A 12646-nucleotide genomic window follows, 5' to 3' on the forward strand; every position below is an offset into this window, starting at 1 on the left:
AATGAGATTGTGAATCTCAGCTTAGGAGATGGGATCACATGGGACGGAACAACGCAGTCGCTTTCGTTGGTTCTTAAAAACAGCGATCTAAGCGATATCACGTCATCAACTGATGGCGATTACCAATATTATATAACCTTAGAGACTGGCAGGATCATAACCCTGTTCGCAGGACGCACATATATGGAGAGAAGCCTATAAGATGAAAAACAATGAAGTTAGGATTGTTGAACAAGCCGACGAAACAACAATCATCGAGATAAACGAATTAGGCGGCCTCACTGTAGAAGGCACACAGGGGCCAGCAGGTCCGCAAGGCCCACAGGGCGCAGTCGGCCCGCAAGGCCCAGTTGGTCCTCAAGGCGATACTGGCCAACGCGGCATACAGGGATTGCAAGGCATACAAGGGCAGACAGGCCCAGCAGGTGCAATAGGCGCTCAGGGTCCAAAGGGTGATACAGGCCCAGCGGGGCCAGTAGGTCCGCAAGGCCCACAGGGCTTGCAAGGTATTCAAGGTCCGCAGGGGCCAGCAGGTGCAACCGGCCCATCTGGATTGCCAGGAACGCCCGGCATGAATGGTGACAGCGTTTCAGACGCGACCATTGATCCAGACGGGACGCTGATAATCACGCTCACCAATGGCTACACCATTGAAGCAGGCAATGTGGCCAGCGATGTTGCTGCATTGGTCCCGTTGGGCGGTTCAACCGGTCAAATCCTATCGAAGATCGACGGCACTGACTTCAATACGCAATGGATCAACGCTCCGTCAGGTTCAGGCGGCAGCGGAGAGGTAGGCCCAGCGGGTCCAAAGGGTGATACTGGTGACACAGGCCCAGCAGGCCCAAAAGGTGACACCGGCGATACAGGACTACAGGGGCCAGAAGGACCGCAAGGACCAAAGGGCGACACTGGTGAGACAGGGCCGCAAGGGCCAGCAGGCAGTGGCGGCGGTACAAGCGCGCCTTGGTATTTCGATCCTCCGTTAGCGAGTTCGCTGACCTTGCTCAGCGGTGATGCAACCAATCTTGCAATTGCTGACGATGCTGACGTTGGGTTGATGGTGAAAAGCGGCCCTGCGCCTGCATCTGGCGACATTAGCCGCATCGCATATAGGACATTGACCAACAAAGCGGCGGATTGGGACGTTTTCATCCACGCGCCAATCACCATGAACGATGCTGCTTACCAAAAGGCCGGTTTGATCCTCATGGACAGCATCAGCGGCAGGCAAGTCCTTATTGGCCAGAACAACGAATATTCGCCATTTGGCGTGATCTATTTTGCCAGCCTGACCAGTTATGGCGGCGGCTTGGATATGCATAATTTCTCGCTGCAACCGACATTCTATCGCGCATCGTGCGTTGGTTCGACGTTGACCTATTATGTCAGCCATGATGGCAAAAACTGGCTTCAAGTCGGGCAAACGGGCGTGACAGACTATCTTAGCAACCGTCCTGACCGCATTGGCATCGGCTATAACATTGCCAGCAATCCGTCGCTTCAATCCATCATGACAGTGGATTGCTTCAAGCTAACAGGTCCAGCAGTTTAACCCATTGTAATATTAGGCCCATTCTCTGTTCCAATTAAATACTGGAAACAGGGAGGGCCGCAATGGCATGACGAATGAAACGCATAGCACAACGAAGCTCGAAACTCAGGTTGTTGTGCAACCAAAGACCACCGCGCTCTCGCCATATGACTCAGCCCTAAGCCTAATGCCTTTCCTGCTGTTTTTGGGTGCTTTGTTCGCCATCATAAAGGGTGGCGCTTGGATGAAGGATCGCACCGCGAAGGAAGTTCAGGATTTTACCCAGATAGGGAACAGGTTGGACGAACTGGAAAAGGACGTGAAAGGCATGTCATCCCTGTCTGTCTCGCTCCACGATCACGAACGGCGCATCACCGTCATTGAGACGGACTATCGACATATCAACACAACGCTGGACGAATTGAAGGTGGGCATCAAACAGCTAAACGACAATGTGCTGGATTTGGCTCAGCGCTTGCCCCGCAAAGAGGCTTAAATCCCTCTGACTTGGTAACGAACGCGGCCAACGAACTCCTGCTTTGGAAAGCCCTCAAGGCGCGGATTGGTCGCCGCTGTTGTCTCGCTGCCGCCTTCCATATCCAAGAACCCCATACGGCATAGCCAGTTCAGTTCTTTGCCCACCATCTGCCATTCTGACCGTTCGATTAGGGTGTCTAAATCTGCGTCCTTCTTGGCATATTGCTGGAACACATAGCGTAGGCGGCGCAGTGCCATGCCGTCAGTGAAGCCGCTGCCGTCCAAATCCAGTATGGCTTGCTCTACGGCCTCTGGCGTCGATCCCAGCTTTTTAGCGAAATGGCTGAGCTGCTTGTCGTTCTTGAAGCCCTGATAGAAGCCTGCGCGGACGAACAGGTCTATGAGTTGGTGGGGCTGGTGCGTGGGGATGGTCTTCATCCAGTATTTATGGATTTCGCCCCGCCGCAAAATGGCGCGATTTCCATCGTTTACGATTTGGCAGGGTGACATTGTTACTTTGTTACCCAATCAAAGTAACACCAAAGTAACGCCATAGTGACATCATAGTGACACCAAAGTAACATCAGGGTGACAAATTGCCCTGAAAACCCTAGTATTTCTGCGGGTTTCCGAGGCTTATAATGATATAATAATATAAAATAAAATAATGGCGAAGGCTCAAGTTACTCGCCTTCTTCTTCCATTTTCTTTTTCAGCACATACACGACCTTACAGGTCGCATAAAATAAATTCGTAACGAATTTGCGTTGGATTTTTTCATCTTCGTTCAATCACTCGCATTAGGCCATTCGCAGATTAGCTGCTCACGGCCTAATTAGCTCGCCCACTGGAAAGCACATGACAGCATTAGGCTTCGCCAGTTCGCCATAAATGGAAGTGGCCCCGCGCGATTTTAAAATAGACTTCCGTATCGAGAGTAATTTACAATAAAATACTAAATAATATTGGGCGGTAGTTACGTCTTAAATTCCACAAATCCTATAGCAAGCTGCCGCCCATAGGATTTGAATTTGAGACAAGATGCAGTGGAATGCATCTTTAAAGGGCAATGCTATAGGAAAAACATAAATGACGAAAACACCATCTTGGATTGCTCTATCTCAGCAAATCCTATCCAAAGAAACAAATTCAAAGGGCGGCGGCGTAACTCGCAAGGCAATCACTCAGTATCGCGATCAACTGCTTAATGGCAAAGCGCTCACTGAGAAGCAGGCGCAGCATTTCATCCAGACCATCAATATGCAGCTTGGCTTGGACCTTGACGTAAATCAGCCTGTCCAGATCAGCAGGAAAGTCCGCTCAGACTGGCGCAAAAAGATCGGCGTCCAAACCACCACTACCATATCGAATGATCCTGAGGCGCTATGGGCGGCCTTGGTTGAACACTATGGTAGCTGGGAGGCAGTATCACACGCGGCAATTGACCGCCTTGAGCGCGAGAATGGCTCTGTAAAACCTCAGGCAGCAGCGCAGCCGCAAGCGGCGTTGGATCGCACGTCAGGCGTCACGGCCAGCGTTTGGGACAACGCCAGCGGCACAACTGGCAATCTCGATTACAAAGACGGCACCAAGGAACACCTCGTTTTCGACGGCAAGCTCAAGAAGGTTATGAAGAAGCTGGCTGATGCCCATGACGGCGAGTTGGCGGAAAAGGTGCTTGAAAGGATCGCTGTCGCCACTGACGGTTTGGAAAGCCGCTTCGCATTTGAATACAGCCCAATCTTCGCTGCTGGCGATCCAAAGGCGAAAAAGGCACCTGCAACTGCTCAGTGTATCGTGATGAAATCCACGCCGCTGGCTGGTGGTGCGCCAGAATTTTCCCTGATCGGCATCAATGGTCCTGCAATCCCATTCGTGAAGCAGCAGAATTATAGGCCATCAGGCAAGCAACCAGATATAAAGGCGTTTATTCCGAAATGACGGGATTTTGACGCTTTGGACTAAATAGATATGTCGAAGACGTTACCATATCTAAGACAATAGGCATTTACTATCTCCGTGGAACCTCGTTGGATTAAACCAGCGGGGTTTCATATTGCCTGATAAATACCTGTATGTTCCAGAATCTCAAAGACAGGATCAAGAAGGTTATCAGTGCCTTGAAGCCGCTGGCTGATAATGACGGCATTGCGACCGGAATTATGAGGTGGGTGCGACCTTGTGCGTTCTTCCTTCTCGTCGCGCTCTTTGTGGTTGGCTGGTTCAACACCGCCACTTTGCTGGCGTATGCAGGCGCATTGGCCGCGTTCCCTCAGGATTTTTGGAACGTCGTGTTCATCATCCTTGGCAGCATCGCAGGCAGCAAAGGCATGGCTGACATTGGGAAGCTGATAAAAAGATGAAGATACGCAAACTGATATTCCGCATTGCAGAGGACCATCAACACCTTGAAACGATCATGAAGCTGTTGGCAGAGCCATATCCAGTGCCATTCGTGACGGAACTTGAGGAAGAGATACTGAGGGGTTTCTACAAGAAACAGGGCTAAGAACGCCTGAAATCACGCCTGTCGATAAATATCCTTGAAAGCGAGGCGCTTTGCCGCGTTTGTTAAATAGGATATTTTCAAATGAAAACACTACTCACAGGCTTCAAGGCCACAACTGAAATCAGACCATCATTAGATATTGAAGCTAACCAAAACGAGATACGTCAAGCTATCCAGTCGGTATGCGACCTGCTTCCACATGACGCATCGCTGCCAGCTTATTGGTCCATGACTGCATATGACCCAGCAGGAAAGCATAACCACCAGAGCGTCCAAGCCCTAACTGGCGTCGTCCTTGAATATGAAAAGCGCTACGAGGTCGAATTGCTCAATGCCCTCAAGCAGATGCCGTGGCATTTCCTGATTGTCGAAACTGAGCGCAAAAGCGGCCAGTTCGTCAGCGTCTTTTTCCCCTTGGGATTTGAGCCAGACGTGAACCGCTTCATGCGTATCGCAGGCGTCTTAGTGCAGCAGCTTGCCGTCTATGGGCTGAGCAAGGGCAGCGGCACCCCAACATTCCTTGTGAAGCTCGTTGGAGGGCAGACAGTGCTGGAACATGCAGGCCCAGCTATTGGCCTCAGCTTCATCAGCGAAACGCGCGACGTGGAAGCGAACGGCGCGATACAGGCATTTCAGGGGCCAAAGCCTGTCGCTCAACGCCCTGCGCTTGTCGCGGCACTACCTGCCAAGCAAACCAAGGAGAAGCAGATTGCAGCGCATTTCAGAATGCTCGCCAACCTCTTTGACCCAGAATAACTTTCACGACGAAGCCCGCTCCTGACACGACAGTTGCGGGCTTTCTGTTGGCTATATACGTGCGCCATCATAAAGTGCGGCAAGCGAATTGCTATCCCAACAAGTAGAGACTTCTCCTGTCTCTTCGTCTTGATGATAGGCCAATCCAAACAGGCCATCAATGAAGCAAGCCCTGATGCTACCAAACGTGCGCCATTCAATCAGTATGCTGATTTTCTTTTCCATCGTTATGTTATCTTTATCGTTGAAGGAACAGCGCAGTCTCAGCCGCACGGCGTTTCACTAGCCCCTTTAGGACTTTCCCAGCCGCTTTGTTCCAGCGAGCAAATTGACCGGCAGCACCATCATAATCGCCTTCGTTGAGCAGGCGCCGCAAAGTGGATTCTTTGAGGCTTTGAGCGCCCAGATTATAGGTGAAGCTGACAAGCGCCCCTAACTGGTTTGCAGTGAGTGGCACTTTGACGAGGGCGAGAACCTGACGTTCAAATGCGTCGTATTCCTCAATCAGCCAAGCGTCGGCCTGCGCCTGTGAGCAGGTATCGCCTGCCTTGACCTTCGTGGTTCTGCCGTAGCCTATCGTCCATATGCCAGCAGGGCATTTGTAGGCTTTGAGTTTGCATCCTTCATATTGCTTGATGAGCGCCAAGCCTGCGCGTTGCGATGTATTTTCCATCGCATATTTAGCAGAATGGAAAGCCCCGCAGATTGCTCTACGGGGCTTCACTAGTAGTGGGGCGGATTAGGCTTTTATGCGTCCCTGACTGCGCGCCTCCGCCGCATACTGAGACAGCGATTGGGTTGGGACAAAGGTAACGTCCTGCTCAATGCCAACGGCACCGCCGAGCATCTTAATTTCTGCCAGTTCATCTAGGCTGACATATCCAAGCTCAGGCGTACCAAAGCCCAAATCGCATAGGCCAAATGCCAAGCCGTCCTCGTCGCATTCCGTGAGTAGCCACGTTGCCGCGCCGCAGGGATTGAACAGCTTGCAGATAGGGATGAAGTCGATTTCGCCGTCAGTGCCTTTTAGCGGCTGCTGCTGATCCCAATTCGCCCGCAAGCGCTGGAATGTAGCCTCTTGGATCATCTTCTTGAACGTCATTGTTGGCTCCTTTGTTTGTTGCCAACAGACGATCAATAGGTCTTATCATTGGAAGTCGATACAAAAAGGCATGGCAGATATCGACTTCAAGGTTCGTTAGTTCAGGCTGACATTCTAACTTTAAGGAGAATGTTATGTTTAAGCCATGGGAGAAATGGATTTTGCTTTTTGGCGCGATAATCGCAGTAAGTGATCTGTATGAGATTGTGACATATGATGCACGGGATGGTGCGGCAATCATCGCGCAAAAGTAGGCTTTTTATATCGACGCCTTGAACGACCTGTTTAGATGGATTGGCAGTTACAAAGGAACTGCACCATGCAACAGCTTATTCAAGACGTGACGGAATATCTCGATATTGATCCTCGCTTTTGGAACAAGGATGAAGGCGAGTTTGAATATGACGGCGAGCAGGTGTTTTTTCGCAAGCTGTCAGATAGCGTCCTTCTCTTCGTTGACGGGGTTGTGTGGGAAGCGCCTCGCGTGTGATGATACGCCACGATGGCAAAAAAACCTGAGATACCCAAGCGCCTAGCCGCCCGCATTCGTGGCGCTCAGGAGAAAGTGCGGCAAGCTCGCCTTGCGATCAAAGCAGACGAGTTCAATGGGCGTCAGATTTCCAGCCGCTTAGACGAGTATGACAGCGATCCTCACGGATTTGCTTCGCGCCATTATGGGCGGAACGGCTTTGATAGCTATCCCGTCCAAACCAACATCAGTCACAACCGCGAACGCATAGGTTACATAGAAAGCCGTCGTGAGCAGCGCATCACTGATCTGGCTGAGGCAGAAGCCAACCTAGAGCGGGTAGAGGCAGAAGTGCTGGCAGAGGTTCGTTCGATGCGCCCAACTTCTGGACGGGTGCCTTGGCCTCGCCGCCTCCCTAGCTTTGCAAACTACAAGGAAGAGGTCACTCGCGAGCTTGCCCAGCTTCGTGAAGAGCATATCCGCTATCTTGAAGACGTTCAGGCGCAATATGAGCGCGAAGTCGCTGAGATTGAAGCTGATGCTGAACGTGACCGTGCTTCCTTTGCCTTAGAGCGCCAAATTGCGCTCAGTAGGATGACCCCAGAAGAGCGCGCCCGCGATACGGCTGCGACCAAAGCGATCACAGATGGCCTTAAATCAGGCAAGTTCACGGTTATGGACATAATCGACCATCTGAAAGCCCAGCAGAAAGCGGGCTGAACCCACAGCTTATCGCAACGCTCTTGCCATTCGTTCTCCATTTGTTCCATGATTGGTGCATGGAACGACTCGACCGACAGCAGCTATCAGAGGCCATCCTTCATGCCCCTGCGTGGGCGCGTGTTGGCATCACCATGCCTGACGAGGAAATGAGGGAGAAAGCCGCCACAGAGCTTGCCAACTCCATCCTTGAGCGGCTTTCTGATTATCCCGCGATCCCAGACCCAAACCAACTAAGTCTGTTCAAGTGAGGTTAGCGCTGATCGCGCTGCTTACCACGCTCGATTGGCATCAAAGTCCAACCCCGCAGCTTTCATTTCTTGAACCAGCTTCATCTTCCAGCCGCCATTTGCGTCGAGGTCTGAATAGATTACGCCGTATAGGTCTGACGGCATTTCCACATCGCCTTTGCGAAGAAGGCATGTTTTGCCGCGACCGAGCTTTCCCGCAAAGTATCCCAATTCAAAAATGACATTCTGACGAGCGCGAGAGCCTTGCACTGGCTGCGCTTTACCCGCGCCTAAATCGTCGGGTGTCAGCAGGATCACCGCAAAGCCAACTTGCTCAGCATAATCCTCAAATTTCTCAATGATCGTCCGACCTTGATCTGGCTGCTCATGCAATATGATCGCCTTTAATCCCAGCTTTTCGAGGAAACGTGCTAACTGCTCCTTGGCAGTTTCATCGTGTCCATGGACAACAAACACGTCGTTCGACGGAATTGTATTTGATGGTAGCTCAATAGCGTTACCGCGTTGCGCCTGTTCGCTGATATCCTCTTCGAGGGTTCTAATGGCTTCCCCTAAAAGCGCACGAGCCGCTTCAGCTTTTCTCGCAGTCGCGTCCTGATATTCGGAAAGAGGCGTTCTTGATCCAACGGTGAATACCATAGGAGACCAGCGCAGGCTCGCCGCACTGGAAAATCGTCGAAAATCAGATGTATTATCGCCAAATGTCTTGGCAAGCGCTCGTTCGATTGAGGTTTCCAAAGCTCTCAATTCAGGTGGATGTTCCTCCACCATATTTCGGGCATTGAAGGCGTTTAACTCTTCTAGCCTTTTCGTTAGCCGAGCCACGCCTTCATGCATGTCTGCGAGGCTCATGTTTACATTTGGTGCTAGGTCAGACGCTCCTGCCTTGGTTGGTCGCTTTGCCAATTTCTACACTCCAAACACAATATATTCTCAGTGACTTACCTTTAGATCATTCCGCTATCGTTCTCACTTGGGCAAGACATAAATGCTGTTAGAGGCTGTTTGGGAAATCGGCGGCAGGGGTTGTCATAGGCGTATCTGCGTGATTCAGGCTCTGGATGTGGACGCAGCAGAGCCGGGGGCGGATGGCCCAGATTGCGAAGAAGACGAAGCGTTATCCCAGTGACCTGACCGATGAGGAATGGGATCGCCTTGCGCCGTTGATGCCCAAGCCGGGTCGTCGAGGCCGTCCCCGCGAGGTGGATTTCCGCGAAGTGATCAACGCGGTCCGCTATCTGGTGCGATCGGGGTGTGGTTGGCGGATGCTGCCGATCCATTTTGGCGCCTGGCAGACGGTCTATGGCTGGTTTCGGGAGCTGGCACGCAGGTTCCTGTTCCAGACGATCCACGACATCGAATTGATGTTGGACCGAGAACGTGAGGGGCGAGAAGCCAGCCCCAGTGCGGCGGTCATCGACAGCCAGTCGGTCAAGGCGCCTTCCGCAGAAAAGCGCGGTTTTGACGCAGGCAAGAAGATCGTCGGTCGCAAGCGGCATATCGCAGTCGACACCGATGGACGCTTGCTGATGGTCAACCTCACTACCGCCGATATCTCCGATAGTGCAGGCGCTCAGGCGATCCTCGATGGCATCCGCAAGCGCTGGCCGTGGGTGAAGCATCTCTTTGCCGATGGCGCCTATGATCGCCTCAAGCTCATGGACAAGGCCAGCTACCTCGACTTTGTCGTGCAGGTCATCCGTCGAAGCGATCGCCAGCAGGGCTTCAAGGTGCTTCCGCGCCGCTGGGTCGTCGAACGCACCTTCGGATGGATGACCCGATGGCGCCGTCTGGTCCGCGACTACGAAAAGCGCATCGACGTCTCACAGGCGATGATCCTCGTCGCCATGGGTGGAAACCTACTACGCCGAAACGCTCATCCCTGATTTTCCAAACGGACTCTTAGGAGACGCTCCCTCTACCTATCGCGCCTGGGCGTAACCCTCATAACAGCGCGAAAATCGGTGTATAACTGCCACCACTTGCGCGGCATTGTGGATCGCCACTGCCCCCGCCGCCGCGCCGACACAGCCCAGGCCATAATGATCGTCGAGCGGATGGAGCGCGCGGATGTGGAGCAGGCTGGTCCGCCCCGCGCCATCCTCGGGCGACAGCCGGGTCACGCTCTCGCCCACGCGATAGAGATAGGCCGCCGGCCAGCCGCGCGCATCCGCCTCCACGCTCACCCGCTCGGGCCGCAGCGCGAACAGCTCGGCCGGCATCCCGTCCGCGCCCGCAATCACCTGGACATAGCCATTGCCGTGCAGCAGCACATGGCTCGCCAGCGTCTCGATCAGGCCCTGTCCCGCCGACGCCCGCGCCACCAGCGCCCCGATCCGCGCCACCGCCCCGGCATCCATCCCGGCATCCACCCCGCCGACCTTCAACGCGCACGCCCCGGCCCCTTCGGACACCAGCCGCATCGCCCGCTGCGCCACCGGATTGTCGATCACCCCGGCGCGCAGCTGCGCCTCATAGCTGGCCGGCCATTCGCCCAGCGCGACCGCGCCCGATCCCCACGCCCGCGCCAGCACCGGCCGCCCCTCCTCTCCGGCTTCTCCCGCCGCCGCCTTCATCCCGAACCATTTCATCCGAACATCCCCCTATGCAAAAAATCCTCGCCCCTTCGGGGAGAGGATAGGGAAGGCCCGCGGCGCCAGCCGCCTGCCAAAAGCTGGAAAGCGGCGACCAGCCGCCTACCGGAACTTGGAGAGGGGCCCCGCCCTTTACAAAAGCCGGGCGGCGATCAAATCTGCGCCCATGCCCCTCGCACCGATCCTGCTCATACTCGCCCAGGCCAGCGGGCCGGCCGCCACGCCCCTCGTTCTGCCGACGACCCAGGATTATGCGCTCGTCGCCCTGCCGCCCGCATCGACCGGTGCCGCCACCGTCCGCATCACGCGCCGCACCGGCAGCGAGCAGCTGGATTGCACCCCCTCGGCCATTGTCGGCGGCACCGCCATCGCCGTGGCAAGCTGCCGGCTCGCCATGATGAAGATGGGCTGGATGGCAGCGATGAAGGACAGAAACGGCCTGGACGGGACGATCCCGGTCGTCCGCCTGTTCTGGGAGCCGGCACCATCGACTTTCCAGGGCGACATGGGCGGCGCCACGCCGATCGCCCTCGACGGCAAGGCGCCGATCGCAAGCGACCCGGACAAGGCAGCGACCGGGCTGCAAAGCGATTATACCGTCCGGCTCGACGCCACCGGCCGCCCCCGATCCTGTCGCATCACTCGATCATCCGGCACGCGCCGATATGACGACACCGCCTGCCTCGTGGCGATGGGCCAGCGCTATCTGCCGGCGCTCGACGACCAGGGCCGACCAAGGGAAACCGAGGTAAAATCCTGGGTTCGGTTCACGGATCGATAAAGGGCCGGCGCCCCCTCCGCTTCGGCGCATCCCTTAGGCAAAAATCCTCGCCCCTTTGAGGAGAGAATAGTGGAGGCCCGCGGCGCCAGCCGCCTGCCAAAAGCTGGAAAGCGGCGCCCAGCCGCCTACCGGAACTTGGAGAGGGGCAGTTGATCCACCCAAAATATTGCCGCCCTGTTTCCAGTGCCGCCCCATCCTGCTAATCAGTCGCAATATCTGACCTAGAGACCATCTCCATGACCGCCCCCTCACCCCTCCTGTCCCAGACCGCCGACCAGATGCGCGCGCAACTCGCCGCCTCGCCGCAGGCCGCCGCCGCGCTGATCCGCGCCGGCGCCGATGCCGGCCTGCCCGACGCCCAGGCCTATTATGGCCAGTTGCTGCTTGACGGTCGGGGCGTCGCCGCCGACCCGGCCGAAGCCTTCCGCCAGTTCGGCCTGGCCGCCGCCTCGGGCCATGTGATGGCGATCAACATGGTCGGCCGCTGCCATGAAAAGGGCTGGGGCACGCCGGTCGATCCGGTTGCGGCCGCCGCCTGCTATCGCCGCGCGGCCGAAGCGGGCCTCGACTGGGGCATGTACAACTGGGGCAGCGCGCTCGGCCTCGGCGCGGGCGTGGCCCAGGATGAACTGGCGGCGCTCGGCTGGTTCCAGAAGGCCGCCGCGCTCGGCCATGCCAAGTCGATCAATTTCCTCGGCGCCTTTCATGAGGAAGGCCGCCTCCTCCCCCGCGACATGGACCGCGCCGGCGAATGCTATCGCATCGCGGCGGAAGGCGGCGATTTTCGCGGCCAGTTCAACCATGGCCGGCTGCTGGCCGACGCCGGCGACATCGCCGCCGCCGCCCACTGGATGCAGACCGCCGCGACCAGCGCCACCCCGGCCTTCCGCGCCATGATGCGCGACCATCTCGTCGCCTCGCCCCACGCCGCCCTGCGCGTGCTGGCCGCCGGCCTCTGACCATATCCACGAAAAAGGGCGCGGAAATCCGCGCCCCTTTCGTCCGGCCTCACGCCCGGATCATTTGTTCCGCCGCAGCACCTCGTCGCAGCGGGAATTGGTGCCCGATCCCTTGCCGATGATCCGGCCCGCCGCCGCCCCGCCGGCGCCGGCCAGCACCGTCTCGCCCACGCCGCCGCCGGCGATGATGCTCGCGCCCGCGCCCACGCCCGCGCCGATCGCGGTGCCCTTGTCGCGGCCCTTCTTGCCCTGGAGCAGGCAATAGCGCACATCGTCGCGATCGCGCGGATTGGCCCGCGCCACCCGCGCCCGGTCCTTGCTGTTCAGGCTTGCCGCCAGCACCGGGGTTGCCACCATCGTAACAGCGGCCACCGCCGCGATCATCCTGACCATCTTCATGTCCGTCACTCCTGATCGGTGCGAAACGAAGCAGGAGAGCGCCTTGTTCCGGCGCCCGTCCTCCTTGTTCACAGCCCCATATAGGGGCCGTCACG

17 protein-coding genes and 1 pseudogene are annotated in these 12646 nt (G+C 56.2%); 11 read left to right on the plus strand and 7 right to left on the minus strand.

What is annotated here, in order from left to right; translation table 11 throughout:
* The first annotated feature begins 571 nt into the window (after positions 1 to 571).
* Together N6H05_RS19570 and N6H05_RS19575 are read left to right on the plus strand one after the other, a co-directional pair.
* A complete protein-coding gene (locus N6H05_RS19570; protein ID WP_284111269.1) occupies positions 572 to 1555 on the plus strand; it encodes a collagen-like domain-containing protein in 984 nt (327 codons plus the stop codon).
* 67 nt (positions 1556 to 1622) lie between these two features.
* The gene (locus N6H05_RS19575; protein WP_284111271.1) at positions 1623 to 2030 is read left to right on the plus strand and encodes a hypothetical protein; all 408 of its coding nucleotides are present in this window, start codon (positions 1623 to 1625) and stop codon (positions 2028 to 2030) included.
* On the opposite strand, the gene N6H05_RS19580 is transcribed toward N6H05_RS19575, so the two are convergent.
* Positions 2027 to 2449 (minus strand): hypothetical protein, encoded by a 423-nt coding sequence (locus N6H05_RS19580; RefSeq protein ID WP_284111272.1) that lies wholly within the window; start codon positions 2447 to 2449, stop codon positions 2027 to 2029. The two genes, N6H05_RS19575 and N6H05_RS19580, sit on opposite strands and share 4 nt — an antisense overlap.
* 651 nt (positions 2450 to 3100) lie before the next feature.
* On the opposite strand from N6H05_RS19580, the gene N6H05_RS19585 reads away from it, so the two are divergent.
* The 3 genes from N6H05_RS19585 to N6H05_RS19595 all read left to right on the plus strand — a co-directional run bounded on the left by N6H05_RS19585 (position 3101) and on the right by N6H05_RS19595 (position 5276).
* The gene (locus N6H05_RS19585) at positions 3101 to 3952 is read left to right on the plus strand and encodes a hypothetical protein (RefSeq protein WP_284111273.1); all 852 of its coding nucleotides are present in this window, start codon (positions 3101 to 3103) and stop codon (positions 3950 to 3952) included.
* 134 nt (positions 3953 to 4086) lie between these two features.
* The gene (locus N6H05_RS19590; protein WP_021227442.1) at positions 4087 to 4374 is read left to right on the plus strand and encodes a hypothetical protein; all 288 of its coding nucleotides are present in this window, start codon (positions 4087 to 4089) and stop codon (positions 4372 to 4374) included.
* 227 nt (positions 4375 to 4601) lie between these two features.
* Positions 4602 to 5276, plus strand: a complete 675-nt coding sequence (locus N6H05_RS19595) for a hypothetical protein (protein ID WP_284111274.1) — start codon at positions 4602 to 4604, stop codon at positions 5274 to 5276.
* Positions 5277 to 5327: 51 nt separating this feature from the next.
* Here the strand turns inward: N6H05_RS19595 and N6H05_RS19600 are convergent, their stop codons facing one another.
* The 3 genes from N6H05_RS19600 to N6H05_RS19610 form a co-directional block, all read right to left on the minus strand.
* The gene (locus N6H05_RS19600; RefSeq protein ID WP_284111276.1) at positions 5328 to 5501 is read right to left on the minus strand and encodes a hypothetical protein; all 174 of its coding nucleotides are present in this window, start codon (positions 5499 to 5501) and stop codon (positions 5328 to 5330) included.
* 13 nt (positions 5502 to 5514) lie between these two features.
* Entirely contained in the window at positions 5515 to 5922 is a 408-nt protein-coding gene (locus N6H05_RS19605; RefSeq protein ID WP_284111277.1) for a lysozyme, read from the minus strand.
* A gap of 93 nt (positions 5923 to 6015) precedes the next feature.
* Entirely contained in the window at positions 6016 to 6378 is a 363-nt protein-coding gene (locus tag N6H05_RS19610; RefSeq protein WP_284111278.1) for a DUF2958 domain-containing protein, read from the minus strand.
* 319 nt (positions 6379 to 6697) lie between these two features.
* Between N6H05_RS19610 and N6H05_RS19615 the strand changes: the two genes are divergently transcribed.
* The 3 genes from N6H05_RS19615 to N6H05_RS19625 are packed head-to-tail and all read left to right on the plus strand — an operon-like array spanning position 6698 to position 7818.
* The gene (locus N6H05_RS19615) at positions 6698 to 6868 is read left to right on the plus strand and encodes a hypothetical protein (protein WP_284111279.1); all 171 of its coding nucleotides are present in this window, start codon (positions 6698 to 6700) and stop codon (positions 6866 to 6868) included.
* A gap of 12 nt (positions 6869 to 6880) precedes the next feature.
* Positions 6881 to 7567 (plus strand): hypothetical protein, encoded by a 687-nt coding sequence (locus tag N6H05_RS19620; RefSeq protein ID WP_284111280.1) that lies wholly within the window; start codon positions 6881 to 6883, stop codon positions 7565 to 7567.
* A gap of 59 nt (positions 7568 to 7626) precedes the next feature.
* On the plus strand, positions 7627 to 7818 hold the full coding sequence (locus tag N6H05_RS19625; RefSeq protein ID WP_284111281.1) for a DUF6771 family protein: 192 nt from the start codon (positions 7627 to 7629) through the stop codon (positions 7816 to 7818).
* A 21-nt stretch (positions 7819 to 7839) separates the two neighbouring features.
* On the opposite strand, the gene N6H05_RS19630 is transcribed toward N6H05_RS19625, so the two are convergent.
* Positions 7840 to 8670, minus strand: a complete 831-nt coding sequence (locus tag N6H05_RS19630; protein ID WP_284111282.1) for a TIR domain-containing protein — start codon at positions 8668 to 8670, stop codon at positions 7840 to 7842.
* Between the two features lie 209 nt (positions 8671 to 8879).
* Here N6H05_RS19630 and N6H05_RS19635 point away from each other — a divergent pair, with 209 nt between their 5' ends.
* Positions 8880 to 9704, plus strand: a complete 825-nt coding sequence (locus N6H05_RS19635; protein ID WP_284110047.1) for an IS5 family transposase — start codon at positions 8880 to 8882, stop codon at positions 9702 to 9704.
* Positions 9705 to 9797: 93 nt separating this feature from the next.
* Here the strand turns inward: N6H05_RS19635 and N6H05_RS19640 are convergent.
* A pseudogene (locus tag N6H05_RS19640) lies at positions 9798 to 10409 on the minus strand (phage portal protein); the annotation flags it as partial.
* A gap of 169 nt (positions 10410 to 10578) precedes the next feature.
* On the opposite strand from N6H05_RS19640, the gene N6H05_RS19645 reads away from it, so the two are divergent.
* The gene (locus N6H05_RS19645) at positions 10579 to 11193 is read left to right on the plus strand and encodes an energy transducer TonB (RefSeq protein WP_284111283.1); all 615 of its coding nucleotides are present in this window, start codon (positions 10579 to 10581) and stop codon (positions 11191 to 11193) included.
* A gap of 236 nt (positions 11194 to 11429) precedes the next feature.
* On the plus strand, positions 11430 to 12152 hold the full coding sequence (locus N6H05_RS19650) for a tetratricopeptide repeat protein (RefSeq protein WP_284111284.1): 723 nt from the start codon (positions 11430 to 11432) through the stop codon (positions 12150 to 12152).
* 60 nt (positions 12153 to 12212) lie between these two features.
* On the opposite strand, the gene N6H05_RS19655 is transcribed toward N6H05_RS19650, so the two are convergent.
* Positions 12213 to 12551, minus strand: coding sequence for a hypothetical protein (locus N6H05_RS19655; RefSeq protein ID WP_188084443.1), 339 nt, complete (start codon positions 12549 to 12551; stop codon positions 12213 to 12215).
* Positions 12552 to 12646 lie beyond the last annotated feature (95 nt).

It is taken from the genome of Sphingobium sp. WTD-1, assembly GCF_030128825.1.
Lineage (GTDB): Bacteria > Pseudomonadota > Alphaproteobacteria > Sphingomonadales > Sphingomonadaceae > Sphingobium.

Bases quoted from the DNA above. Each gene is read 5' to 3' on its own strand.
- N6H05_RS19570 (WP_284111269.1), top strand. From the start codon at position 572: ATGAATGGTGACAGCGTTTCAGACGCGACCATTGATCCAGACGGGACG.
- N6H05_RS19575 (WP_284111271.1), top strand. From the start codon at position 1,623: ATGACGAATGAAACGCATAGCACAACGAAGCTCGAAACTCAGGTTGTT.
- N6H05_RS19580 (WP_284111272.1), bottom strand. From the start codon at position 2,449: ATGAAGACCATCCCCACGCACCAGCCCCACCAACTCATAGACCTGTTC.
- N6H05_RS19585 (WP_284111273.1), top strand. From the start codon at position 3,101: ATGACGAAAACACCATCTTGGATTGCTCTATCTCAGCAAATCCTATCC.
- N6H05_RS19590 (WP_021227442.1), top strand. From the start codon at position 4,087: ATGTTCCAGAATCTCAAAGACAGGATCAAGAAGGTTATCAGTGCCTTG.
- N6H05_RS19595 (WP_284111274.1), top strand. From the start codon at position 4,602: ATGAAAACACTACTCACAGGCTTCAAGGCCACAACTGAAATCAGACCA.
- N6H05_RS19600 (WP_284111276.1), bottom strand. From the start codon at position 5,501: ATGGAAAAGAAAATCAGCATACTGATTGAATGGCGCACGTTTGGTAGC.
- N6H05_RS19610 (WP_284111278.1), bottom strand. From the start codon at position 6,378: ATGACGTTCAAGAAGATGATCCAAGAGGCTACATTCCAGCGCTTGCGG.
- N6H05_RS19615 (WP_284111279.1), top strand. From the start codon at position 6,698: ATGCAACAGCTTATTCAAGACGTGACGGAATATCTCGATATTGATCCT.
- N6H05_RS19620 (WP_284111280.1), top strand. From the start codon at position 6,881: ATGGCAAAAAAACCTGAGATACCCAAGCGCCTAGCCGCCCGCATTCGT.
- N6H05_RS19625 (WP_284111281.1), top strand. From the start codon at position 7,627: ATGGAACGACTCGACCGACAGCAGCTATCAGAGGCCATCCTTCATGCC.
- N6H05_RS19630 (WP_284111282.1), bottom strand. From the start codon at position 8,670: ATGAGCCTCGCAGACATGCATGAAGGCGTGGCTCGGCTAACGAAAAGG.
- N6H05_RS19635 (WP_284110047.1), top strand. From the start codon at position 8,880: ATGTGGACGCAGCAGAGCCGGGGGCGGATGGCCCAGATTGCGAAGAAG.
- N6H05_RS19645 (WP_284111283.1), top strand. From the start codon at position 10,579: ATGCCCCTCGCACCGATCCTGCTCATACTCGCCCAGGCCAGCGGGCCG.
- N6H05_RS19650 (WP_284111284.1), top strand. From the start codon at position 11,430: ATGACCGCCCCCTCACCCCTCCTGTCCCAGACCGCCGACCAGATGCGC.
- N6H05_RS19655 (WP_188084443.1), bottom strand. From the start codon at position 12,551: ATGAAGATGGTCAGGATGATCGCGGCGGTGGCCGCTGTTACGATGGTG.